The sequence below is a fragment of the Mesorhizobium sp. M7A.F.Ca.MR.148.00.0.0 genome (assembly GCF_003997735.1).
Taxonomy (GTDB): Bacteria; Pseudomonadota; Alphaproteobacteria; order Rhizobiales; family Rhizobiaceae; genus Mesorhizobium.
In genome coordinates this window covers 22,135-45,215 of the sequence record NZ_RZTB01000019.1, presented here as the reverse complement: position 1 = coordinate 45,215, position 23,081 = coordinate 22,135, and the positions used below count along the sequence as shown (strand labels likewise).

Here is a 23,081-nt window from a genome sequence, read left to right as displayed (position 1 = left end):
CGGAAAGCGATCCGCCGTCCTGCCAACAAACTGACCTCACCAAAAGAAACGGCGCCACGAAGGCGCCGTTTCCTCTAGCAATCGGCATGGGGAGCTACTGCGCCCCGCGCGCCACGCGCTCGATCTCCTCGCGCACCAGTCTTTCGACCAGTGTCGGCAGATTGTTGTCCAGCCAATCCTGCAGCATCGGCCGCAGCATCTCTTCGGCCATTTCGTCGAATGTCTTCTTGCTGCGGCTGGCAAACGCATCGGAAAGCTCGCCAAAGGCAGCCGCGACCTGACGTCCGGTATGCTCGGAAACGATCGCCGGACGCGGCGCGTCGCTGGCCGCCACCGGCCGCACCACGCTTGCATCCGGACGAGACGGCTCGGGTTCGACGGCTACTTTCGCGGTCGGTTCATCCCTTGGAGTCTCCACGGACGGCTGGGCAGCCGTCTTGCGTGCCTCGCTCCGGTCCGACACCGCCCTCGCCTGCTCACCGACCGCGGCGATCTCACGACGCCAATCGGCGATGGAAGCGTCGGCGACAGGACGCGATCCCGGCGATTCAACCGTGATTGGCTCGGCGGCGACGCGGGCGCTAACTTCGGCAAGTGTCATCGATGGCTTTGCCGGGCTGGGATCGGGGCGCGCAGGCGTTTCCATGCGCGCGACCACCGGCTCGGCCGCCGGCAACTGTGCCTGGACTTCCGCCAGCGTGACCGGCTTCCTGCCTTCGGGGGCGGCATGCAGGTCGGCACGGAATGCTTCCACGTCGGGGGCCGCATAGGCGCTCGACGCGCGCTCCAGATCCTGGCTCAGCTCATCGGCGTCGCCCGGCTGCTTGCGGCCGCCGTCGCTGTCTTCGATGATCCGCCTGATGGAAGCCAGTATCTCTTCCATGGAAGGTTCGCGCTGTGCGCTGCTTGCCGTTGCCATCGTCACATCCGCCGCCTTTGTGACCCCTGTGGGTTTCCGCTCCGGCAGAGCCGGATCGAATCATGGCGACAGCGTAACCGACGGATCGCCGCACGAGAATCCCCAATCTGGGGACTTGTGGGATTTCAACAGATTAGCGCGATCTGAACCCGAGTGCGAAAGATCCTGCTCAAACGGAGAACACGGCCAGTCCTGGCAGAACGCCTCAGCGGCCGTCCGGCGTGCGCAGGCCGTACCACTTGTCCTTGACCGCGTTGTAATGCTCTTCAGGCTTGTACTTCGCTACCTGCAAGCCAAGGCGGTCGACGGACAGACGGCCGGTCGCCTGCAGAATGGCGTAACTCGCCACCACCACATCATGTTCGTAACCGGCCTGGTTGATCTGGGCGGTGATGACCGTCGCCTGTGCGTTGAGGACGTCGAGCGTGGTGCGCTGGCCGACATTGCGTTCTTCGATGACACCGTTCAGTGCCAGCTTCGCGGCCTCGATCACTTGCCTGTTGGCCGTCAGCTGCTGCTGCGCGGCGGTATACTCGGTCCAGGCGGCGGTGACGGCCTGGCGTACCTGGTCGCGGCTGACGTCGACCTGGATGCGGGCCTGGCTGAGTGATTCCTTGTTCTGGCGCACGATCGCCGAGGTGCGGCCACCCGAATAGATCGGGATCGTCAGCGTTGCCCCGACACTGGCCGAATTGGTCGTGCCATCCTGCGAACCGACGCCTGGCAAAGGCGAGGTATTGCGATAGGCGCTCGAAACGCCGGCGGAAGCCGACAGCTGCGGCAACAGCGCGCCTTCGGCCGACTTCACCGAAAACGCGGCGGCGTCGACCAGATGCTGCGTGGCAAGGATGGCCGGATGCTCGTTCGAGGCCACCCCGACGGCGGCGGCGAGGCTCGACGGCAACAGCTTTGCCACCGGCGAAGCGCCCTTGAGCTTGCCCGGCTCGTCGCCGACGATCTGGCGATAGAGCGCCGCACTTGCCAGCGCCTGCGCCCGGGCAGCACTCAGCGATGCCACGGCGGCGGCGCGTGAGGCGTCGGCCTGGGCGACATCGGTGCGCGTGCCTTCACCAACTTCGAAACGCGAACGCGCCGCGCGCGCCGTCTCGGTCAGGAACTGCAGGTTCTGCTCGGTCAGCACAGCGACCTGCCGGTCGCGAATCACGTTCATATAGGCCTGGGCCGCGCTGAACAGGATGCCCTCTTCGGTGTTGCGCAGGCTTTCGACCGAAGCCCGGACCTGCGCTTCGGCGGCAGCGACATTGTTCCTGGTCTGAAAGCCGTCGAACAACGTCTGGTCGATCTGGACGCCAAAATTGCCGGTGGTCAGCCGCACGCTTGAATTGGTGCCGTTGAGATGGCTGCTCGAATAATCGATATTCGCCGAGCCGGTGACAACCGGACGGTAGCCCGACTTGGCGATGGCGACGCCCTCGTCGGTGACGCGAACGCCGGCGCGGGATGCATTCAGCGAAGAATTGTACTGGTAGGCCTTTGCAAGCGCGCCGGAGATGGTTTCGGCTGAAGCGGCCAGTGGGGACAGCATGGTCGCCGAAACGAGGACGGCGGTGAAAAGTGACTTGCGTAAAGACGGCACGGTTAAACCCTCATTCGTTTTCCATGGGAACCGCGCCGCGCCTGCTTCTCTCATAGATCAGCCGGCGCCGCGTGTTCGATGTTCCCTGCTGCTCACCCCAAAGTGCCCCCAGTTTGGCATCAGCAGCGATCGTTCAAATGCAAGCGACCATGACAAAGCCTCTGCTGCAAGGCCAAATCATTCAGAATTCGAAAGCACGAATGCGTTCAAACCCCGGTAGTGGCTTAATTGCCGCATTAAATGCACGTCTTCCGGTTACAACCCCCCCGGCCTTGAAAAAGAGACGAGCCACGCCGGAATTGCCCTGCCCTTCGACGGCGACAAGGCGGCCGCCCTCGGCGAGCTGGTCCAGCAGCGTCACAGGGACTTCCGCGACGCTGCCGCCGACAAGGATGACGTCATAAGGCGCCTGGGCGGCATGCCCTTGCGGCAGCGCGCCCTGGACGACGGTCACATTGCCGCAGCCCAGCGACGAAAGCGTAGATCTGGCGGTTTCCGCCAGCGCCGAATCACTCTCAAGCGCCACCACGGACCTGGCCAGCCGCGACAGGATGGCCGAGGCGTAGCCGGTTCCGCAACCGACATCGAGCGCCGAATCGGTCGGATTGATCTCGGCCAGTTGGATAAGCTTGGCCAACGGGGATGCTTCCATCAGGTAGCGTGCGCCGTCCGCGCCGGCGGCAATGCGGATGTCCTCGTCGATATAGGCGAGATCGCGCTGGGCGGCGCCGACAAACATCTCTCTTGGGATGACAAGCATTGCATCAAGCAGCGGCGCGCTGGTCACATCGGTGGTGCGGACCTGGCCGTCGACCATCTTGACGCGTAGTTCGGAGAAATCAGCGCTCATGTCCCAACCAATCCGCTTGCCGCGCCAGAACCGCGGTCCATTGTGCCAGGAACTTCAGGCCCCTGCGCTGCCGCGCGGGGGCCCGGGCATTGGAGGCCTCGCCCGGAATCGAACCGGGGTGCAAGGATTTGCAGTCCTCTGCGTAACCACTCCGCCACGAGGCCTCATTGCTCCCGGCGTTCCACCCGGTTCCAATAGGTTGCGGCGAAAATGCCGTCAAGCGGCCACCGTGCATTCCGAACGGTTTCCTAGCGTCAGTCCGGACGGCATCCGGCAAATCGTCGGACCGGGCCTGACCGCTCCATTAGCGGACAGTTAAGCATAGCCGCCCCGGAGAAGAAACTCCATCGGCGGCCCGTGCGTTGGACATGGCAGGAGGAAGAGCCATGCGCCGGACAATGGCAGCAAATACGAGTGCCTCGTCTGGCCTGTCCCTGCTACAATGCGGAGAGCTTCTGCATTACGCAATCGACCGTCTGTCCATCGAAGGTGCGGACAGCCTGTCGCCGCACGACAGGGCAAGGCTTGCCTCGGCCGCGGCGATTCTCAAGCAGATCCATGAGGCACTGGAAGAACACGCCGCCCGTTGAACACCCACCCTGCGCTATCGGCGGTCAATCGGGCCGGCGACGCCGTTCCCACCAGACGACAAAGCGACGCCGGTGACGGCGAACCATGGCGAATTCATAGGACAGCACCAGCAATCCGAGCGGAACCATCCAGAAGCCGAGGATCGGCAGGAAACCGAGGATACCGCCGATGGTCAGCAGGATGCCGATCGTGATTCTGAGCCCGCGCGAGCGCGGCATTTTGAACTCGCGCCCGAAAACGGAGATTTTCCGCGCCGGCATCTGGTTGTCTTGTGCTGTCATCGTCTCGAAAAATTGACCCGTTTGATTTTTCGCAAGCATGCTGGAACCAAAGCCGCCGCCGCGCTTTCGGTTCCATATCCCTGCCAAGACGGCTAATATGAGGGCAACCGTCGACGATTGCGAGAAAGGCCTGCGCGAAAAAGCCTCGGAAAAATGTGAAAAGCTTCTTTGCAAAGCCGAAAAGGGCAGCTATAGGCTGCGCCACTCACATAAGAGCATCCGTTCCCCGGTAGCTCAGTGGTAGAGCAACCGGCTGTTAACCGGTTGGTCGCTGGTTCGAATCCGGCCCGGGGAGCCAAATTTTTCAAGGCCTTGAGACGGTCAGGTCGCCCATAGGGGCTGATCTATGGCATGTCTGCAAAATCGCGGTCAGCAGGTTGATTCTCAACTTGACCTGGCGCCGCTGTCCAGCGCTCTCGATGACGCCACGGCATCGGGAAGGTTCGCGCGAGCAGGCATAAGGCCTTGCTGCTATCTCGGCGATCTTATCTCTTGCCGCCGTTCGGGTTGGGTGCCGGTGCCTCTCGCACATCTCGGGGTGGCGGGTCGACATGCTCAAGCTCGGGCGGGGCTTCTTTGTCCCGGCGTTGCACAGGTACCTTCTCCGGTGCGGGCGTCGATGGTGGCTCTTTGATCTTGCTCGGCATAACCGAGTTAACCGCCCTGCCGGTCTCTTGTTCCGTAGCGAGCAGAAAACCTGAATGCGTGGGGAACCGGGAACATCGAAGAGCGTTTTCTCGCATGCTGAAGAAGATCGCCCTCGCCGCCGTGCTGGTCCAGGTTGCCGCAGTTTCCGCTCTCATCACCCAGACGGTGCTCTTCGCGTCCACGGCCACACAGGCCGCAAACGCGCAGCCCGATGACGCAGTTGCTGTGACCGCCGAGAACGAACGGGACAAGCCGGCGCAGCCTATTGTTGCCGGCCAATGCCCAACGCGGCTTGTGGCGAGCAAGGTCTTCACGGGGAACGTAATTACGGCGCAACAATAGCTCGCCATCGATGCCGGCCATCCGTCGATCCCCCCAATTTAAGTCAGGGCGATGTGCTTGAAAGCGCAATGATTCCTGTTACTTGCGGCGCAGGGCGAGTGCGTTTGGGTTGGGCAAGAATTGGTATGATTTCATCGAATATGGAATGCCCGCGCTGTCATGGCAGCGGCAGGGTTTTCGACTGCTCCAAGTGGCACGCGTCAAACGGGCACTGCTGCCCGCAGGGAACCCATCGGGGTGGCTGCCCCGGAAAGACGGGCGCCTGCGCGGAATGCGACGGCCTGGGGACGATGGCGGAGCCTCCGCTGAGAGCCGTGGCGTAATCTGCGAGAGCGGCCCATGCCGCTGATGACGGCGCGGAGGCGCCCGAACGAGCATATCTTACTCTGTTGGTGTTTCTACGGGTGGTGCGGTCAGAACCGTGATGTCCATCCTGGCAATCTTGGATGCCGCGCGGCCTTGCGCGCCAGCATCCATATCGCCGCCTGCGGCAACCATGATTTTGGCCAGATGTCCTACGGCGTCCGCGCTGCGGCCCGGCGAAAATCCTTCGCCGGTTTGCGGCTTCCCCACTGCCGTTTGTTTTTCCGGGACATGCGGATGTTGACTTGCGATAGCGGAAACCATTTGAATCTCCTGTGGCGACGCTTCGAACATTATATTAGCGCTGACTGTTGCGAGGCTGACCTAGCCAGTCGCCAAAAACCGCACCAGGAGTTCGAATACGATCGAGCCGCCCCGCTACAAGGTGAACTGGTAGGACAACTCACCTTGTAGCGATGTGAAAACGACGATGCAGGCCCGGCCATCCTGGTAGCGCCGCCCTTTTATCAAGGCTAAGCGGTAACCCCACCGCGACCTGACCTTGTGCCGTCCATCCAAGGGAACTGAGCAAGCGGGTCCTGCAGGATCTTGACGGATCTTGCGAAGCCGGCGACGGCATCGCGCGCCACCGTCAGCGGAACCTGGCCGTCGTGAGCACGCTGGCAGGCTCGAAAGGCCGTCTCGAAAATCGGACCCCGCTGTTCCCTTGGCCACTCGTCAAAGAAGTCGAACGCGTCGTCGAGGCAGCCTATTTCTTGAATGAACCCGCCATTCTTGACCAGGACCGGTTGGTCGAACGTCCTGTCACTCATGTAATCCTCCATTCGGCACGGTGGGTTGTTGCTGGTTCGGGAAATCATGCGATTGCATGCTCCGGCTCGGCCAACATGCCGCCACCTCCACGCCCGGGCGGCACCGTTGCAAAGGCCGGGATTGGCGGCGGATCATCGTCGTCATCTCGCCAGGGGTGCCGCATCCAACCGAGACGGCTCTTCCTGCGGCGCCGGTCGAAAGACAGGCTGACGGTTGCCGACACCTTTGAAACACGCGTTTCCCGCCCGGATTCGTCCAGGAGGTGGAGCGCGCGAAGTATGTCGCTGACTTCCACGATGGCGCCGTTGTCCAATTGCCGCAACGCGGGATTGTCAGGAACCGCATGAACGTCGGAAGCCCAGAAAGCGAGCAAAGCCCGTTTTGCACCGATCGTCATCGTCTCCTCGTTCAGCACATCATCCGGCGTCCGCAATCCAGCGGATTCCGCGGCAAGATTTTTCGGTTCAGGTTGGTGAAAACTGTAGGTTTCGGTTCTCATCTCCATTCTCCGCGATCTGTGCCTCCCGGCCGAACCGGGAGGCGGACCGTAGATCTAGGTTCCAGGAATCAGGCGACCTCGCGCTGAGGCTCCGCATCCAAATCGATCAACTGCTTCTTGCCGGGTTGCTCGAGCGAAACCGCTTTGGCTTCGGACCCTATCTCAATGCGCCGAGGCTTGAGTTCCTCGGGCACTTCGCGGATCAGGTCCACCGACAGCAAGCCATTCTCGAGGTTGGCCGCCTTGACCTTTACATGGTCGGCAAGTTTGAACACCTGCTTGAAGTTGCCCGTCGCCAAGCCGCGATGAAGGACCTCCCGATTTTCCTGGTCGGGTTTCCTTTGGCCGATGACAGACAATTCGGGGCCGTTCTGCATGAGTTCGACCTCATCGAGAGCGAAGCCGGCGATAGCCATCGTAATGCGATAGTCGTTCTCGCCAATCTTCTCGATATTGTAGGGAGGCCAGTCGGAGCGTCCGCTTTTCTCGAGCATATCGAAGAGACGGTCGAAGCCGACCGTTGTGCGGTAAAGAGGGGTATAATCAAAGCTTCTCATAGCCATATCCTCCGTGAAGCAACATGGGTTACGAGGCTGTCGCAGCGCTGCTGCGACGCCAGTATGTCGAGCCGAAGCCTCGACGGAAAACGATCTGGTAATCGTGTTTTTTTCCTTCAAGAGGGGCGTCAAAAATATTTTTGGCCGGCAGGCAGGTGCCCAAGGCGCTGCCTTGCGTGCTGGTGGCCACTGCGCGATGTTGACGCTAGGGGTGGAGCGAATCATGCGAAAAATTTTGATGTCCGGACTGCTGCTCGCGGTGGCCTTTTCCGCGAACCCGGCCCACGCGCTGGACAGCAGCGGCACGCCTGTCGTCGTGACACCTCTTGCGTCGCGCACAACGACCGCGTCCGGCCAACCGATCACGTTGCCGCAGAAGAATGTGCAGGTGCTGGTCTCGACCTACGACATCGCGTCGGGCGCGACCTTGCCGGTCCACAGGCACCCCTTTCCGCGCTACGCCTATGTCCAGGCCGGCACGCTGAAGGTCACCAATGTCGAGACCGGCATCAGCAACACCTACAAGGCTGGCGATTTCATCATCGAAATGATCGGCCAGTGGCATCAGGCCACCAATATCGGGGATGTCGAGGTGAAGCTTCTTGTGATCGATCAGGTCGAGCAAGGCGCCAAGAATACGGAATTGCGCCAATAACCGCTAAGTCCGTGCCCGAAGGCGGAAGGCTGTTCGCGCTTTCGCTGCGACCGGCCCGGTGCTAGGGCTGGCGAGAAATCATGGACTGGATCGCCCCTTGACCAAAGCTCTCCGCCTTCCGCTGATCGAAATCTGTGTCGAAGGCATTGACGGCCTTCTCGCGGCCCAAGCCGCTGGCGCCGACCGGGTCGAACTATGCGCCAGCCTGATCGAAGGCGGTATCACGCCGAGCCTCGGCACGGTCCGCGCCGCCCTCGAGCAGGCAAGTGTGCCGTTTCACGTCATGGTGCGGCCGCGCGGCGGCGATTTTCTCTACAGTGAGACCGAATATGCCTCGATGCTGGCCGATGTCTCGGCATTGCGCGAACTCGGCGTGCCCGGCGTGGTGTTTGGCTGCCTGAACGCCGATGGCACCATGGACGAGGCGCGCATGAGCGAACTGACGCAGGCGGCCGGCCCCTTGAACGTCACCTGTCATCGCGCCTTCGACATGACGCGCGACCCGGCCGAGGCGCTCGAATCGCTGATCCGCAGCAAGGTCGGCCGCGTGCTGACCAGCGGCCAGCGTGACACTGCCATCGAAGGCTTGCCGCTGTTGGCGGATCTGGTGCGGCAGGCCGGCGACCGCATCGTCATCCTCGGCTGCGGCGGACTGGATTTGCACAACATTGCCGAAGTGCGCAGCAAAACCGGCCTTTCCGAAATGCATTTCGCCGCCCTCAAGGATGTGCCGAGTGCCATGGACTACCGCAATCCCCATGTCGGCATGGGTGGCTCCGATCTCGATCGCGAGTATCGCAACACGCTCACCGACACATCACTGGTGGCGGCAACGATCGCGGCGGCCAAGGCATGACCTCGACCCCTGCCCCGATTGCCCGTGTATCGGCCGCAGACGAAGCGGCGATCCTGGCGCTCAACAACGAGCATGCCGCCGAACTGTCATGGCTGGAATCCGAAAAGCTGTCCTTCCTGCTCGGCGAAGCGTTTTACACCAGGCGCATCGGCGATCTCGAAGCCTTCATCATGACCTTCGACCAGGACGCCCGCTACGACAGCCCAAATTTCCTGTGGTTCCGCGAGCGCTACGAGCGCTTCGTCTATGTCGACCGCGTCGTCGTGGCGGCGCACGCGCGCGGCCGAGGCCATGCCCGCCGGCTCTATCAGGATCTGTTCGGCCATGTTGAGCGCGCCGGCTACAATCTGGTCACCTGCGAAGTCAACACCGACCCGCCGAACCCCGCCTCGGATGTCTTTCACGCCGCCCTTGGCTTCACTGAGGCCGGCGACGCAGTGATCCATGGCGGTAAGAAAGCAGTGCGCTATTACGTCAGACCGCTGCAGGCATAGAGAGGGCGGGCGCGCCGCAAGACGGCCTGAACGCCCTGTTGCTCACCAGTTGCGGTTGAGCCATTCGCGCGCCGGGCGCTCGATGAGGTAATAGCTGCAGGCCGCGCAAGCGAAGACCGCGGCCAGCATCGGCATCGGCGCGCTGCCTTGCTCATAGACGAATTTGTAGAACGGCTGCTGCCACAAATAGAGCGAATACGACCACAGACCCAGCGTCGCCATCGGCCAGGAGGACAGCAATCCGGAAAAATACCGTGGGCTGAAATCGAGTGCGTTGACGGCCAGAGCCAGCAGCGGCACCGCGAAGAGATAGTGGATCGGCGTCGGCACCTGATCCAGGAACAGGACAACGGCGCAGATCGTCGCCACCAGGGCCACATGCTTGCCTCTCAAAAACGCCGGCAGCATGCCGTCGGCCTTCAGCAGGCAGATCGAAGCCGACAGCAGGATCGACGCGATGTGCACGTCGGTGCGCCAATAAGTGGTTTCGTAGTCCATGCCGAAGACCCAGTACGAAACCGCGCCATTGGCCATGGCCAGCAAGGCCAGCGCCAGGAGCAGCACGACCACGCGAGAGCGACTTGAGACGATGACGCTGATCAGCGCCAGGATGATGTAGGCGTGCTCCTCGATGCAGAGCGACCAGATATGGTCGAGCGCCCCTGCCCGCGTCACGAGAATGCCGGCATAGTTGTAGGTGAATGTCAGCGCCGTCAGCGCCGCCTTCCATTTGAAGGCGATGAATGTGCCGGACAGCGCAATCATCGCGACGACTACGAAGACCAAAAGAGCCGGATAGATGCGGGAGAAGCGGCGTTTGAAGAATTTTTTCAGCGGGTAGCGTTCGATGAACAGTATCTCGCCCATCAGCCGGCCGCTGAGCACGAAAAAGAATTCGACGCCCAGCACGCCAAGATTGATTCCCGGAACCGGAAAGAAATGGCCGATCAGCACCAGTGCGATCGAAAGCCCGCGCCAGCCGTCGAGATAGGCCAGTCTTGTTCTGGTTGATCTGTCGGCGGCGGATCGGGATGGAACGACATGCGTCGCGGAAATGTCGGTCATGCCGATCCTCTCGCAAATAGGCATGCGAAAGGGCACGATATTTCGAACCCGGCTCGCATTCCCGCCCAAATCCATATTGCAGTGCAATATGGATTTGTGCAAGTGCGAGATTGCCGCCGGTGCAGTTCCAGGTGAAGTGTCGGGCGGAAGAAATTGCTCAGGCAAACGATTGGTGCGGGGGCGATTCCATCAAAAGTTTGGACAACTACAGGTCGCCACAAAAGGAAAAGGGGCGCATGACCCCTTCTCCGTGTCCACAACTGACGTATCAGGCGTTGGCGGCAGCCACCGCGCGCTTGGCCATCACCGCGATCAGATTGGCGCGATAGTCGGCCGAGGCATGGATGTCGGTCATCAAATTCTTCGCCGGCACTTTCACCCCTTCGAGTGCTGAGGCCGCGAAGTTCCCGGCTAATACTGCCTCGATCTCCTTCGAACGAAAAACGCCGTCGTCGCCGGCACCGGTAACGGCGACGCTGACGCCATCCTTGCCCTTGGCCACGAACACGCCGACGATGGCGTAGCGCGATGCCGGATTGCGGAATTTTTCATAGGCCGCCTTGGCCGGCGCGGTGAAGGTGACGGCGGTGACGATCTCGCCATCCTTCAACGAGGTCTCGAACAGGCCCTTGAAGAACTTGTCGGCAGCGATCTCGCGCTTGTTGGTGACGATGGTCGCGCCCAACGCCAGCAGCGCCGCCGGATAATCGGCCGCCGGATCGTTGTTGGCGATCGAGCCGCCGATCGTTCCCTTGTGGCGCACCGCCGGATCGCCGATCAGCGATGCCAGATGGGAAAGCGCCGGACAGGCCTTCTTCAGCTTCTCGTCATTGGCAACAGCATTATGCGTGGTGGCAGCGCCGATGGTGACGGTCTTGCCCGACACCGTGACGCCCTGCAGCTCCGTGATCCGCGACAGGTCGACAAGGTCGGACGGCGCGGCAAGCCGCGTCTTCATCGCCGGGATCAGCGTCATACCGCCCGAAAGCAGCTTGGCGTCGCCGGTCTTGATCAGCTTGGCGGCATCGGCGACCGAGGCGGCGCGATGATAGTTGACTGCGTACATTTGTCTTTCTCCCCTGGGTGAAAGAGCGAGCAGGAAGGAGCGAACATTCTCTTCCCTTTTCGCTACCCCTATTCGCCATTCGCGTTCAATGTTTCGTCGCGCGGATCGCGGCCCACACGGTGGACGGCGAAGCCGGCATGGCAAGATCGTTGCTGCCGATGGCGTCGGTGATAGCGTTGATCACCGCCGGCGGCGAGCCGATGGCGCCGGCCTCGCCGCAACCCTTGATCCCCAACGGATTGCCCGGGCAAGGGGTGTTCGAGGTCGAGACCTTGAACGACGGCAAATCGCCGGCGCGCGGCATGGTGTAGTCCATGTAGCTCGCGGTCAGCAATTGTCCGCTGTTGTCGTAATAGGCGCCTTCGAGCAGCGCCTGGCCAATGCCTTGCGCCAGCCCGCCATGCACCTGGCCCTCGACGATCATCGGGTTGATGATGTTGCCGAAATCGTCGGCGGCGACGAACTGGACGATCTCGGTCACGCCGGTTTCCGGGTCGACCTCGACCTCGCAGATGTAGCAGCCCGCGGGGAAGGTGAAATTGGACGGATCGTAGAACGCCGTCTCCTTCAGCCCGGGCTCCATGCCACCAGGCAGATTGTGGGCGGTGTAGGCGGCCAGCGCCATCTGGAACCACGGCACGTTCTTGTCGGTGCCGGCCACCTTCAGCGCGCCGTTCTCGATGATGATGTCGCCTTCGTCGGCCTCAAGCAGGTGCGCCGCGATCTTCTTGGCCTTGGCCTCGACCTTGTCGAGCGCCTTGACGATGGCTGACATGCCGACCGCACCCGAACGCGAGCCATAGGTGCCCATGCCCATCTGCACCTTGTCGGTATCGCCATGGACGATCGAGACCGAATCGAGCGGCACGCCGAAGCGCTCATTGACCAGTTGCGCGAAGGTCGTCTCATGGCCCTGGCCGTGGCTGTGGGAGCCGGTCAGCACCTCGATCGTGCCGACCGCGTTGACGCGCACTTCCGCCGATTCCCAAAGGCCGACACCGGCGCCGAGCGAGCCGACGGCCGCAGACGGCGCGATGCCGCAGGCCTCGATGTAGCAGCTCATGCCGATGCCGCGCAGCAACCCCTTGTTGGCGGCGGCGGCCTTGCGCTTGGCGAAGCCGGCATAGTCCGACGCCTGCATTGCCGCATCGAGCGAAGCGGCATAGTCGCCGGCGTCATAGCACATGATGACCGGCGTCTGATGCGGAAACGCTGTGACGAAGTTCTTGCGCCGCAGCTCGGCCGGCGAAACGCCGAACTGGCGGGCCGCTGTCTCCATCATGCGCTCCATGACGAAGGTCGCTTCCGGCCGCCCTGCCCCGCGATAGGCATCGACGGGCGCGGTGTTGGTGTAGATCGCCTTCACATTGGCGTGGATGGCCGGGATGTTGTACTGGCCCGACAGCAGCGTCGCATAGAGATAGGTCGGCGTCGCCGATGAAAACAGCGACATATAGGCGCCAAGATTGGCTTGGGTTTCCACCTTCAGGCCGAGGATCCTGTGGTCCTTGTCGAAGGCCATTTCAGCATGGGTGTGATGGTCGCGGCCATGCGCGTCGGTCAGAAAACTCTCGGTCCGGTCGGCCACCCATTTGACCGGCACGCCGGTCTTCTTCGACGCCCACAGGCAGACGATCTCTTCGGGATAGATGTAGATCTTCGAGCCGAAGCCGCCGCCGACATCGGGCGCGATCACGCGCAGCTTGTTTTCCGGCGCCACATTGTAGAAGGCGCTCATCACCAGCCGCGCCACATGCGGATTCTGCGAGGTCGTCCAGCAGGTATAGTGATCCTCGGCCTTGTCGTAATGGCCAAGTGCGGCGCGCGGCTCCATGGCATTGGGCACCAGCCGGTTGTTGATGATGTCCATCTTGACGACATGGGCCGCCTTCCCGAAGGCCGCCGCGGTGTCGTCGGCATTGCCGATGTCCCAGTCGAAGATCAGATTGTTGTCCGCTTCGGGGTGGATCTGCGGCGCACCCTTGTCCATCGCCTTGGAGGCATCGACGACGGCCTTCAGCTCCTTGTAGGTGATCTCGACCGCCTCGGCGGCGTCGCGCGCCTGCCCCTTGGTCTCGGCGACGACGATGACGACGGCGTCGCCGACATAACGGACCCGGTCGAAGGCGAGTGGCGACCACGCTCCCATTTTCATCGGCGAGCCGTCCTTGGAGTGGATCATCCAGCCGCAGATGAGATTGCCGATGCCGTCGGCCTTGAGTTCCTTGCCGGTCAGCACGCCGATGACGCCGGGCATGCCTTGGGCCTTCTTCACATCGATCTTCTTGATCTGCGCATGCGCGTGCGGACTGCGCACAAAGGCGGCGTGCTTCATGCCGGGAACCACCATGTCGTCGACATAGCGGCCGGCGCCCGTGATGAACCGTTTGTCTTCCTTGCGCGCGACCCGAGCGCCAACACCTTCAATGCCCATCAGAAATTCCTCCGGAATTTATGGGAGTAGGGCAGTAGGGAGTAAGGGACTAGGGAAAAAGGGCCTCGTTGCGTTGGCCTTTTTGCCCTACTCCCCTACTGCCCTACTCCCTTATTCCCTTGCCTAAGCAGCTTGTTTCGCCTTACCCTTCGACCCCTTCATCGTCATCGATGCGGCGAGGATCGCCTTGACGATGTTGTGGTAGCCGGTGCAGCGACAGATGTTGCCGTCGAGCTCGGCACGCACCGTCGCCTCGTCGAGCCCTTCGGGGTGGCGGCTGATCATGTCGGTCGCCGTCATGATCATGCCCGGCGTGCAGAAGCCGCATTGCAGCCCGTGATGTTCCTTGAAGGCGGCCTGCACCGGATGCAGGTCGGCGCCATTGGCCAGGCCCTCGATCGTCAGCACGGTGGAGCCGGAGGCCTGCACCGCGAGCATCGTACAGGATTTGACCGCCTTGCCATCGACGTGGACGACGCAGGCACCGCATTGCGAGGTGTCGCAACCGACATGCGTGCCGGTAAGGCCGAGATTTTCCCGCAGGAAGTGAACCAGAAGTGTTCGGTCCTCGGCAGCACCGCTGACCCGCTTTCCGTTCACCATCAACGAAACGTCCGACATGGTCCCTCCCTGGGTATCAACCTTGGTATCCACGCTGCCGACGCGGTATTCGCGCTTCGGTGGTGCATTATTCGTACACCGCACATCGGACAAAAAACAGCACGTCGCAAACGCGGAACATTGTACTTTCGGTCATGGCCGCGCCCAAACATGCGGTGCCGGTGGCCCCATTGCCAAACCGCCGATTGAAGGCAACAATGTCGGTCGACGCCCGCGCGCCAGAAGCATTTAAAAACAGCCGCGCACAAAAAAGCGTCGGAGGAAATGCGGAGAACATCGCTGGCCAATTCACAGACGCGCTATGCATGCGGCCTGTCGGCGCTCACCACGGACGAGCCCGACATGGAGGCGTTCGCCAAGGCGATCGCACTGGAAGCAGCCGCCATCGACGCAGGCTTTGCCCTGCTGTTCTTTTCCCAGAGCCTGGTCGAAGCCAGCGCCCTTTCCCAGGCGCTCATGACCCACGCACCGGCGCTCCACCACGCCGGCTGTTCGACTGCCGGCGAGATCACGCCGCAAGGTCTCGAGGATGGCCATGTGCTGGCCATGCTGCTTCCGTCCACCGCGTTCACCGCCGTCAGCGTGATGGTCGAAAATCTGTCCTCGTCGGGTATGGACAGGATCACCGGCGAGGTGGAGACCCTGCGGCGATCGCTGCGCGCGCGCCTTGGTTGCGATCGGACCAAAGGCACTTTCGCGCTCTGCTTCATCGACGGGCTCTCTTATGCCGAAGAAGCGGTGAGTTCAGCCATCCACTGGGGCCTCGACGACATTCCGCTGCTTGGCGGCTCCGCCGGCGACGATCTGAAATTCGAGACGACGCGCCTGATCTCGAACGGCAAGGTCACCTCCGACAGCGCCATCATCGTGCTGATATCGACCGAAATTCCCTTCCATGTCTTCAAGACCGACAATTTCGTTCCCACCGATGAAAAACTGGTGGTGACGGCTTCCGATCCCGATCATCGCATCGTGCGCGAGTTCAATGCCACCAATGCGGCGCAGGAATATTCCGCGTCCGTCGGCATCGTCGCGCAGATGCTGACGCCACTGAGCTTCGCCTCGCATCCCGTGGTGGTGAAGGTGGGCGGCCAATATTATTGCCGGTCGATCCAGAAGATGCATGCCGACGGCTCGCTGTCGTTCTTCTGCGCCATAGACGATGGCGTCGTGCTGTCGATCGCTCAACCCAAGGACATGGTCGAATCGACGCGCGCCGCCCTGCGCGATGTCGAGGAGAGGCTTGGCGGTATCGACATGATCCTCGGCTTCGACTGCGTGCTGCGCCGGCTGGACGCGCGCAATCGGCAGGTATTTCGCGAGATCTCGGAACTCTACCGGGTCAACAATGTCATCGGCTTCGGCACCTATGGCGAACAGTACCGGTCGATGCATCTGAACCAGACTTTTACCGGCATCGCCTTTGGCGAGCGCCAGGCGGCGGAATAGGACGGCGCAAACAAGATGCCGCTGAGGGACATAAACGATCTTGAAAAGCTGAAGAAGATCAACGCGGCACTGGTCAGTCGCGTCGAGCGCTCTATGGACCAGCAAGGCAACGCCTTTTCGCTGTTCCAGACCGCGATTTCGCTGGAAAACCGGGTGCGCACCCGCACCGAGGAACTGCACTCGACCTTGCGCCGGCTGGAGCAGTCGAACATCGACCTCAGCGCCGCCAAGGAAAACGCCGAACTGGCGAACCTGTCAAAGACCCGTTTCCTCGCCGCGGCCAGCCACGACGTGCTGCAGCCGCTGAATGCGGCCCATCTCTCGGTTTCGGCCCTCGCCGAAGTTCAGACCAGCGACGAGGGCAAGAAACTGGTGCGGCAGGTCGAGCGCTCGCTGGAGACGATGGAGGACCTGCTTAGAACCCTGCTCGACATCTCCAAGCTCGATGCCGGCGTGGTGCAGCCCGACATAAGCGATGTCAGCCTGGAGGCGCTGTTCTCGTCGCTCCGCTCGGATTTCCTGCCGGTGGCGGAGATGAAAGGCCTGTCGCTGAAATTCCGGCCGGTCCATGCCGTGGTCCGCTCCGACCGCACGCTGCTGCGCCGCATCCTGCAGAACATTCTTTCCAACGCGCTGGGCTATACACGCTCGGGCGGCGTGCTTGTCGGCACCAGACATCGCGGCGACACCATCCGCATCGACGTCGCCGATACGGGCTGCGGCATTCCCGACGACCAGCGCGAGGCGGTGTTCGAGGAATTCCATCGCGGCACCTCGCCGGCCAATGCCGAACTGGACGGTGGCGGTCTCGGGCTCGGGCTCGCCATCGTGCGCCGCATGGCCAGCGCGCTCGGCCATCCCGTGACATTCTCGTCGAAGGTCGGACGCGGCACGATCTTCCACATCGATGTTCCGGTCGGCATCGGTGCGCCAGCCGATGCCATCGCCAGCGTTGCCGACATGGAACGGCCGCGCGGCTATGGCCTGTTCGGCACCAAGGTGCTGCTGGTCGAGAACGATATCGAGGTGCTGCAGGCCATGACCTTCCTGCTCGAACGCTGGCAATGCCTGGTGCGGGCCGCGACCTCGACCGACGATGCGCTCGACATGCTTGGCGACACCGACTGGGTGCCCGACATCGTCATTGCCGACCAGCATCTCGACGGCGGCGATCTCGGCACCACGACCATCGCCGAAGTCCGCGACTATCTCGGCCGCGCCGTGCCGGCGCTGATCGTCACCGCCGACAGTTCGGAAGCAGTCGCCAAAGCCGCCCGCTCCGGCGGCATCGAACTGATGCGCAAGCCGCTGAAACCGGCGCAGTTAAGGGCGCTGCTGGCACATTTGCTGGCTTAACTGGTCATTTGTCTCCAGAGGGCCGAGCGCAGCAAGCTCAAAACCCAGCCTGGTCGCGAAACAGCTCCGCATTGTCCAGCTTCGACACCTCGATCACCGCCTGCGTGCGGCTGTAGACATTGAGCTTGCGCAATATTTCCGAGACATGCGCCTTCACGGTCGTCTCGCCCACCTGCAACTCGTAGGCGATCTGCTTGTTGAGCAGGCCCTGGCGCAGCATCTGCAGCACGCGCAATTGCTGGGGCGTCAGCGTCGACAGGCGCTGCACCATGTCGGCGCGGTCGACGCTTTCGGCGTCCGGCGTGCGGCCTTCATAGGTTTCCGGGACATAGATCGCGCCTTCCATCACCGAGCGTATGGCGGCGGCGAGGTCGCTCTTGCGCGCCGATTTCGGGATGAAGCCGGCAGCGCCGTAGGACAGCGCCTCGGAAATGATCTTCGGCTCCTCATAGCCTGAGACGATGACCACGGGCAGGCGCGGATAGCGGGTCCGGAGTTGCAGCAGCCCGTCAAAACCGTGCACGTCGGGCATCGAGAGGTCGAGAAGCGCGAGGTCGAACGGCTTGGCATCGGCCAAGAGATCGAGCGCCTCGGTGATCGAGCGCGCCTCCACCGTGTCGACTTCCGGATAGGCCATCTGCACGGCGCTGTGCAGCGCCTCGCGAAACAGCGGATGGTCGTCGATGATCAGGAACCGGGCGCGATCGTGGGTTGCGGTCATGGGGTTCATTTCAGTTCGTGAGCGATTAGAATAACCTCTCCACCATGGCCAGATTATTGCCAAATAGTATATCGCCATCTCCGGCGGAAAGTGCCGCCGGCACTTTCTCGACCAAATCGCCTTGTCCAGGCCCTAAATCGGTCGAATGTTCCGGCAACCAAGCAGAGACCCTTGATGACAGAATTCGTCCTTCCCCTGCCCGCAACCGCATCGGTGGCCGTTGCCGGTTCGTCCGATCGTTTTGCGGTGCGCCGTATCTACTGCGTCGGCCGCAACTACGCGGCGCATGCCCGCGAATTCGGCAATGACGAGCGTGATCCGCCCTTCTTCTTCACCAAGCCGGCCGACGCGGTGGTCGATTCCGGCACCGCTATCCCCTACCCGCCGCTGACGGCCAATCTGCACCACGAGATCGAACTGGTGGCCGCGATCGGCAAAGCCGGCTTCCGCATTCCCCGCGACAAGGCGCTGGACCATGTCTGGGGCTATGGTGTCGGCATCGACCTCACCCGCCGCGATCTGCAGGACGAGGCCAAGAAGGCCGCCCGGCCCTGGGACTGGTCGAAGGCCTTCGACCGCTCCGCCCCTTGCGGCCCGCTGGTGCAAGCGCAGGAATCCGGCCACCCGCAGAAGGGCCGCATCTGGCTCGCCGTCAACGGCAAGGTCAGGCAGGACGCCGACCTCGCCGAACTGATCTGGCCGATATCGGATATCGTGTCGATCTGCAGCGAGGCGATGGAACTCGAGCCCGGCGACCTGATCTTCACCGGTACGCCGGCAGGCGTCGGCGCGGTTGGCGTCGGCGACACGATGACCGGCGGCGTCGACGGCATCGGGACCATCGAAGTGACCATCGGCCAACCGAAGTGAGGCCATGAGCGAACTCATCCTGCACAACTACTATCGCTCCTCCACCTCCTATCGGGTGCGGATCGCGCTGGAGATGAAGGGGCTGAGCTACGACTATGTCCCGCATCATCTGCGCCATGGCGAGCATCTGGAACCAGCCTATCTCGCGGTCAATCCTCAAGGGCTGGTGCCGGCGCTGATCCTCGGCGACGGCACGCTGCTGACCCAATCGCTGGCGATCATCGAGTTCCTCGACGAGACCAGCCCGGAACCACCGCTGCTGCCGAAGGACCCGGCCGGCCGGGCACGCGTGAGAATGCTGGCGCAGATGATCGCCTGCGACATCCACCCGGTGAACAATCTGCGCGTGCTGACCTCGCTGCGCACTCTGTTCGGCGCCGGCGACGAAGACATCACCAACTGGTTCCGCCACTGGGTGAACGAGGGTTTCCGGCCGCTTGAAAAGATCATGGCGTCGTCGGCGGAGACGGGTACATTCTGCCATGGCGATGCGCCGGGCCTGGCCGACATCTGCCTCGCCGCGCAGATTGCCAGCAACTCCCGCTTCGGCGTCGACTTGACCCCCTACCCGACGATCGCGCGCATCAACGCCGCCTGCCTGGCGCTGCCCGCCTTCCAGAAAGCCGCGCCCCAGAACCAGATCGATGCCGAGTAGAAAAGCCACCGACCCAGGTGAAGCCAAGGCGCTGGCCGATATAGAGGCTTATGGCTGCCACATCTTGCATGTGCTGGAGGAAGGCGACGATCCGCCTTCCACCTATTCGGTTGGAATAGAGCACAACTTCAAGGCGCCGGAACTCATCGTCATCGGCCTGAAGCCGGAAAATCTCCCAGTTCATCATCAACGAGTATTGCAGCCGCGTCCGCTCCGGCGAGGTTTTCCAACCAGGGCAGCGATCGCCCGGTTTTATCGAAGGTTTCGACTGTCAATTCGGCGCCGTTCATATCGACCACTACCGCGAGCATTTCGGCTGGGACCTCTGGTTCTACGACGGCCTGGATTTCGGTGTTCTCCAACTGATCTATCCCACTGTGGACGGGCATCTGGCCGTGGCAGGCCGAGGCGAGCGACTGGTTCCGAGCCTGGCAGCCACTTCTCGACACCGCGCCGTCGCCATAGGCCTATCTGCCGACGCGCAGAGTCAACGCCCAGAACAGCAGCGCCAACAGGCCGATGCCGGCGCCAAGCACACAGACGCCATTCCAGCCCATTGCACCATAAGCCATGGTCGAGGCGATGGAGCCCAGGGCACTGCCGACCGAGTAGAAGATCATATAGCCGCCAACCAGTCGGCTGCGCGCATCCGGGCGCCGCGCGAAGATCAGGCTCTGGTTGGTGACGTGGACGGCCTGGATCGCCAGATCGAGCATGACGATGCCGGCAACGAGCAGCCACAGCGACATGCCCATGAAGGCGATCGGCAGCCAGGCTGCCATCATCAGCAGCAGGCTGAAGCCGGTGACCAACTGGCCGCGTCCGCGATCGACGAGGCCGCCAGTCCAGCGCGCACCGAGCGCGCCGGCGACGCCCGCAAGGCCGAAAAGCCCAATCTCGGTATGCGAAAGTGAAAATGGCGCAGCACTCAACGGCAGCACCAGCGGCGCCCACAGCACGTTGAAGCTGGCGAAGATCAGCATGGCCAGCACCGCCCGCACGCGCAGCAGCGGCTCCTGTACGAACAGCAGCAGCACCGAAGCGAGCAGGCGCGGATAGGATGTGCGTGGCCGCTCCGCCTCATGGCGCGGCAGGATGAGGTAGAGAACCATCGCCATGACGAGCGTCAACCCGGCCGAGACAAGATAAACCCAGCGCCAACCGGCGAAATCGGCGACGACCCCTGAAGCGAAGCGGGCAAGCAGGATGCCCAGGATGACACCGCTGGTGACGGTGCCGACCGCCCGCCCCCGCTGCGACGCTACGGCGAGGTCGGCAGCGAAGGCGACCAGCACCTGCACCACCACCGCAAGCAGCCCGACCACCGCCAGGCTCGCCAGCAGCATCGCCGCATAGGGCGCGACCCCGACCGCCACCAGCGCCACGGCAGACAGAAACGCCTGCCCGGCAATCAGCTTGCGGCGATCGAACAGGTCGCCCAGCGGCACGATGAAGAACAGGCCGAGCCCATAGCCGATCTGCGTGACCGTCACCACCATGCCAACCGAGGCCGGCGCGATAGCAAAATCATGCGCCATGGCGTCGAGCAGCGGATGGGCGAAATAGACATTGGCAACGCTCAGGCCGCAGGCGATGGCGAAGATCAGCGCGGTCAATCGTGACAATCCCGCAGGCGGCGGCGCCACCCGAGGCGGCCCATCGGATTGCTCGAGGCTTGTTGCGCCGCTGTTCGCCACCTGCATGTTCATGTCTGCTCTCTCCATAGAAGGTTTCAACTTGAAACCTCTTGCTGGATAGGCAGAACAGTTTTATGTTGCAACCGAAAATCGAATGCTGGACCAACGACTGCCATGGTGAAACGAACGAGCCACCACGAAGCGGATTGCCTCATAGCGCGACCACTGGACGCGATTGGCGACTGGTGGTCGCTGCTCATCGTGCGTGACGCGTTCGACGGCTTGCGGCGCTTCGGCGAATTCCAGAAGAGCCTCGGCGTCGCCAAGAACATCCTGTCGTCGCGGCTGCGCAATCTCGTCGCGCATGGCATCCTCGAAACGGTCCCGGCACCCGACGGCAGCGCGCATCATGAATATGTGCTGACGCAAAAGGGCCGCGGCCTGTTCTATGTCCTGGTTGCCCTGCGGCAATGGGGCGAGACCTACTTCGCCGGACCGGGCGAACCCTATACCTTCATGGTCGACAATCTCACCGGCCGGCCGATCAAGCGCCTGGAAGTCCATGCCGAGGACGGTCGGCTGCTTGCCCCCGGCGAAACCCGGCTTGCCGACTTTCGCAACCGCGAAACCGGTTAAGAGCTGCTGCCTGCCAACAGGCGTGGCGGAATCGATTTCCGCTCGACCAGACAGGGAATCGGCTATCGTTTCCTGCAGCACAGAGGGTGGAGTGACCGATGAAAGCCGTCGTCTTCGAGAAATTCGGCGAAGCGCCGACGATCCAGACCGTTCCCGATCCGAAGCCGGCAGCCGATGGCGTCGTCATCAAGGTCGAGGCGACCGGTCTGTGCCGCAGCGACTGGCATGGCTGGATGGGTCATGACGACGGCATCACGCTGCCGCATGTGCCGGGCCACGAACTGGCCGGCATCGTCGTCGCCGCCGGCAAGCAGGTCACCCGCTGGAAGGCCGGCGAGCGCGTCACGGTGCCGTTCGCCGTTGGCTGCGGCCGCTGCTTCGAATGCAATTCGGGCAATCACCAGGTCTGTGAGCACCAGACGCAGCCTGGCTTCACCGGCTGGGGCTCGTTTGCCGAATATGTCGCCATCGAGCACGCCGACACCAATCTCGTGCGCTTGCCCGACGAGATGGAATTCGCCACCGCCGCCAGCCTCGGCTGCCGTTTTGTCACCTCGTTTCGAGCCATTGTCGACCAGGGCCGGGTGAAGCCGGGCGAATGGGTCGCGGTGCATGGCTGCGGCGGCGTCGGCCTGTCGGCGATCATGATCGCCAGTTCCATGGGCGCTAATGTCATTGCCATCGATCTCACCGACGAGAAACTGGATTTTGCCAAAAAGATCGGCGCCGTCGCCACCATCAATGCATCTACGACGCCGAACGTGGTCAAGGCGGTCAAGCAGATCACCAATGGCGGCGCGCATATGTCGATGGACGCGCTCGGCCACCCCACCACCTCGTTCAATTCGATATCCAATCTGCGCCGGCGCGGCCGCCATGTGCAGGTCGGCCTGATGCTGGGCGAGCATGCCCGGCCGCAGGTGCCGATGGACAAGGTGATCGCCTTCGAGCTCGAAATCCTCGGCAGCCACGGCATGCAGGCCTACCGCTACCAGGCCATGATGGACATGATCCGCAACGGCAAGCTCAAGCCCGAACTGCTGGTCGGCAAGAGGATCAGCCTCGACGAGGCGCCCGCGGCCCTGATGGCGATGGGCGGCTTCGAGGGGATCGGCATCGGCGTGGTGACGAAGTTTTAGGCGAGG

The 23,081-nt window shown here is 62.5% G+C and carries 26 protein-coding genes and 2 tRNA genes; 12 read left to right on the top strand and 16 right to left on the bottom strand.

The window, feature by feature from the left end; all coding sequences use genetic code 11:
* Window positions 1-94: 94 nt before the first annotated feature.
* The 4 genes from EOB49_RS10140 to EOB49_RS10125 all read right to left on the bottom strand — a co-directional run bounded on the left by EOB49_RS10140 (window position 95) and on the right by EOB49_RS10125 (window position 3,530).
* Window positions 95-919, bottom strand: a complete 825-nt coding sequence (locus tag EOB49_RS10140) for a PopZ family protein (protein ID WP_127267804.1) — start codon at window positions 917-919, stop codon at window positions 95-97.
* Window positions 920-1,124: 205 nt separating this feature from the next.
* On the bottom strand, window positions 1,125-2,516 hold the full coding sequence (locus EOB49_RS10135; protein WP_127322716.1) for a TolC family outer membrane protein: 1,392 nt from the start codon (window positions 2,514-2,516) through the stop codon (window positions 1,125-1,127).
* Window positions 2,517-2,697: 181 nt separating this feature from the next.
* Complete coding sequence (locus tag EOB49_RS10130; RefSeq protein ID WP_127267806.1) at window positions 2,698-3,366, bottom strand: protein-L-isoaspartate O-methyltransferase; 669 nt, start codon at window positions 3,364-3,366, stop codon at window positions 2,698-2,700.
* 90 nt (window positions 3,367-3,456) lie between these two features.
* Window positions 3,457-3,530: transfer RNA gene (locus EOB49_RS10125), tRNA-Cys, on the bottom strand.
* Between the two features lie 222 nt (window positions 3,531-3,752).
* Here EOB49_RS10125 and EOB49_RS10120 point away from each other — a divergent pair.
* Window positions 3,753-3,956, top strand: a complete 204-nt coding sequence (locus tag EOB49_RS10120) for a hypothetical protein (protein ID WP_127267807.1) — start codon at window positions 3,753-3,755, stop codon at window positions 3,954-3,956.
* 24 nt (window positions 3,957-3,980) lie between these two features.
* Here the strand turns inward: EOB49_RS10120 and EOB49_RS10115 are convergent, their stop codons facing one another.
* Window positions 3,981-4,238 (bottom strand): hypothetical protein, encoded by a 258-nt coding sequence (locus EOB49_RS10115; RefSeq protein WP_024503836.1) that lies wholly within the window; start codon window positions 4,236-4,238, stop codon window positions 3,981-3,983.
* Between the two features lie 223 nt (window positions 4,239-4,461).
* Between EOB49_RS10115 and EOB49_RS10110 the strand changes: the two genes are divergently transcribed.
* Window positions 4,462-4,536: transfer RNA gene (locus tag EOB49_RS10110), tRNA-Asn, on the top strand.
* Between the two features lie 443 nt (window positions 4,537-4,979).
* Entirely contained in the window at window positions 4,980-5,228 is a 249-nt protein-coding gene (locus EOB49_RS10105) for a hypothetical protein (RefSeq protein ID WP_127380874.1), read from the top strand.
* Between the two features lie 381 nt (window positions 5,229-5,609).
* On the opposite strand, the gene EOB49_RS10100 is transcribed toward EOB49_RS10105, so the two are convergent.
* The 4 genes from EOB49_RS10100 to EOB49_RS10085 all read right to left on the bottom strand — a co-directional run bounded on the left by EOB49_RS10100 (window position 5,610) and on the right by EOB49_RS10085 (window position 7,421).
* Complete coding sequence (locus EOB49_RS10100) at window positions 5,610-5,855, bottom strand: hypothetical protein (RefSeq protein ID WP_127329563.1); 246 nt, start codon at window positions 5,853-5,855, stop codon at window positions 5,610-5,612.
* Between the two features lie 209 nt (window positions 5,856-6,064).
* On the bottom strand, window positions 6,065-6,364 hold the full coding sequence (locus EOB49_RS10095; protein WP_127380873.1) for a DUF982 domain-containing protein: 300 nt from the start codon (window positions 6,362-6,364) through the stop codon (window positions 6,065-6,067).
* Window positions 6,365-6,408: 44 nt separating this feature from the next.
* Entirely contained in the window at window positions 6,409-6,864 is a 456-nt protein-coding gene (locus EOB49_RS10090; protein WP_127322299.1) for a hypothetical protein, read from the bottom strand.
* Window positions 6,865-6,932: 68 nt separating this feature from the next.
* Window positions 6,933-7,421 carry an Hsp20 family protein gene (locus EOB49_RS10085; RefSeq protein WP_127380872.1) on the bottom strand — a complete coding sequence of 163 codons (489 nt, stop codon included), beginning with the start codon at window positions 7,419-7,421 and terminating at the stop codon, window positions 6,933-6,935.
* Window positions 7,422-7,644: 223 nt separating this feature from the next.
* On the opposite strand from EOB49_RS10085, the gene EOB49_RS10080 reads away from it, so the two are divergent.
* The 3 genes from EOB49_RS10080 (at window position 7,645) to EOB49_RS10070 (ending at window position 9,426) form a co-directional block, all read left to right on the top strand.
* On the top strand, window positions 7,645-8,076 hold the full coding sequence (locus EOB49_RS10080) for a cupin domain-containing protein (RefSeq protein ID WP_127322303.1): 432 nt from the start codon (window positions 7,645-7,647) through the stop codon (window positions 8,074-8,076).
* Window positions 8,077-8,161: 85 nt separating this feature from the next.
* Window positions 8,162-8,932 (top strand): copper homeostasis protein CutC, encoded by a 771-nt coding sequence (locus tag EOB49_RS10075; RefSeq protein WP_127380894.1) that lies wholly within the window; start codon window positions 8,162-8,164, stop codon window positions 8,930-8,932.
* Window positions 8,929-9,426: a GNAT family N-acetyltransferase gene (locus EOB49_RS10070; RefSeq protein WP_127380871.1), complete on the top strand. Its 498-nt coding sequence runs from the start codon at window positions 8,929-8,931 to the stop codon at window positions 9,424-9,426. Before EOB49_RS10075 ends, EOB49_RS10070 begins: the two co-directional genes overlap by 4 nt.
* 42 nt (window positions 9,427-9,468) lie before the next feature.
* Here the strand turns inward: EOB49_RS10070 and EOB49_RS10065 are convergent, their stop codons facing one another.
* The 4 genes from EOB49_RS10065 to EOB49_RS10050 all read right to left on the bottom strand — a co-directional run bounded on the left by EOB49_RS10065 (window position 9,469) and on the right by EOB49_RS10050 (window position 14,612).
* Window positions 9,469-10,491 carry an acyltransferase gene (locus tag EOB49_RS10065; RefSeq protein ID WP_127380870.1) on the bottom strand — a complete coding sequence of 341 codons (1,023 nt, stop codon included), beginning with the start codon at window positions 10,489-10,491 and terminating at the stop codon, window positions 9,469-9,471.
* Window positions 10,492-10,759: 268 nt separating this feature from the next.
* Window positions 10,760-11,557 carry a xanthine dehydrogenase family protein subunit M gene (locus EOB49_RS10060; protein ID WP_127329573.1) on the bottom strand — a complete coding sequence of 266 codons (798 nt, stop codon included), beginning with the start codon at window positions 11,555-11,557 and terminating at the stop codon, window positions 10,760-10,762.
* An 85-nt stretch (window positions 11,558-11,642) separates the two neighbouring features.
* A complete protein-coding gene (locus EOB49_RS10055; RefSeq protein WP_023812221.1) occupies window positions 11,643-13,991 on the bottom strand; it encodes a xanthine dehydrogenase family protein molybdopterin-binding subunit in 2,349 nt (782 codons plus the stop codon).
* Between the two features lie 123 nt (window positions 13,992-14,114).
* Window positions 14,115-14,612: a (2Fe-2S)-binding protein gene (locus tag EOB49_RS10050; RefSeq protein ID WP_127291588.1), complete on the bottom strand. Its 498-nt coding sequence runs from the start codon at window positions 14,610-14,612 to the stop codon at window positions 14,115-14,117.
* Between the two features lie 264 nt (window positions 14,613-14,876).
* On the opposite strand from EOB49_RS10050, the gene EOB49_RS10045 reads away from it, so the two are divergent.
* On the top strand, window positions 14,877-16,061 hold the full coding sequence (locus EOB49_RS10045; protein ID WP_127329575.1) for an FIST signal transduction protein: 1,185 nt from the start codon (window positions 14,877-14,879) through the stop codon (window positions 16,059-16,061).
* A 15-nt stretch (window positions 16,062-16,076) separates the two neighbouring features.
* Complete coding sequence (locus EOB49_RS10040) at window positions 16,077-17,417, top strand: hybrid sensor histidine kinase/response regulator (protein WP_023812224.1); 1,341 nt, start codon at window positions 16,077-16,079, stop codon at window positions 17,415-17,417.
* Between the two features lie 37 nt (window positions 17,418-17,454).
* Here the strand turns inward: EOB49_RS10040 and EOB49_RS10035 are convergent, their stop codons facing one another.
* Window positions 17,455-18,138 (bottom strand): response regulator transcription factor, encoded by a 684-nt coding sequence (locus tag EOB49_RS10035; protein ID WP_027039066.1) that lies wholly within the window; start codon window positions 18,136-18,138, stop codon window positions 17,455-17,457.
* Between the two features lie 174 nt (window positions 18,139-18,312).
* On the opposite strand from EOB49_RS10035, the gene EOB49_RS10030 reads away from it, so the two are divergent.
* Both EOB49_RS10030 and maiA read left to right on the top strand, forming a co-directional pair.
* On the top strand, window positions 18,313-19,008 hold the full coding sequence (locus tag EOB49_RS10030) for a fumarylacetoacetate hydrolase family protein (protein WP_127380869.1): 696 nt from the start codon (window positions 18,313-18,315) through the stop codon (window positions 19,006-19,008).
* Window positions 19,009-19,012: 4 nt separating this feature from the next.
* Window positions 19,013-19,663: a maleylacetoacetate isomerase gene (gene maiA / locus EOB49_RS10025; protein ID WP_127321574.1), complete on the top strand. Its 651-nt coding sequence runs from the start codon at window positions 19,013-19,015 to the stop codon at window positions 19,661-19,663.
* 149 nt (window positions 19,664-19,812) lie between these two features.
* On the opposite strand, the gene EOB49_RS37530 is transcribed toward maiA, so the two are convergent.
* On the bottom strand, window positions 19,813-20,025 hold the full coding sequence (locus tag EOB49_RS37530) for a hypothetical protein (RefSeq protein ID WP_245463653.1): 213 nt from the start codon (window positions 20,023-20,025) through the stop codon (window positions 19,813-19,815).
* Window positions 20,026-20,130: 105 nt separating this feature from the next.
* The gene (locus EOB49_RS10015; protein ID WP_127380868.1) at window positions 20,131-21,372 is read right to left on the bottom strand and encodes an MFS transporter; all 1,242 of its coding nucleotides are present in this window, start codon (window positions 21,370-21,372) and stop codon (window positions 20,131-20,133) included.
* Between the two features lie 102 nt (window positions 21,373-21,474).
* Between EOB49_RS10015 and EOB49_RS10010 the strand changes: the two genes are divergently transcribed.
* Together EOB49_RS10010 and EOB49_RS10005 are read left to right on the top strand one after the other, a co-directional pair.
* The gene (locus EOB49_RS10010) at window positions 21,475-21,936 is read left to right on the top strand and encodes a helix-turn-helix domain-containing protein (protein WP_127321572.1); all 462 of its coding nucleotides are present in this window, start codon (window positions 21,475-21,477) and stop codon (window positions 21,934-21,936) included.
* A 98-nt stretch (window positions 21,937-22,034) separates the two neighbouring features.
* Window positions 22,035-23,075, top strand: a complete 1,041-nt coding sequence (locus EOB49_RS10005) for a zinc-dependent alcohol dehydrogenase family protein (RefSeq protein WP_127329585.1) — start codon at window positions 22,035-22,037, stop codon at window positions 23,073-23,075.
* Window positions 23,076-23,081 lie beyond the last annotated feature (6 nt).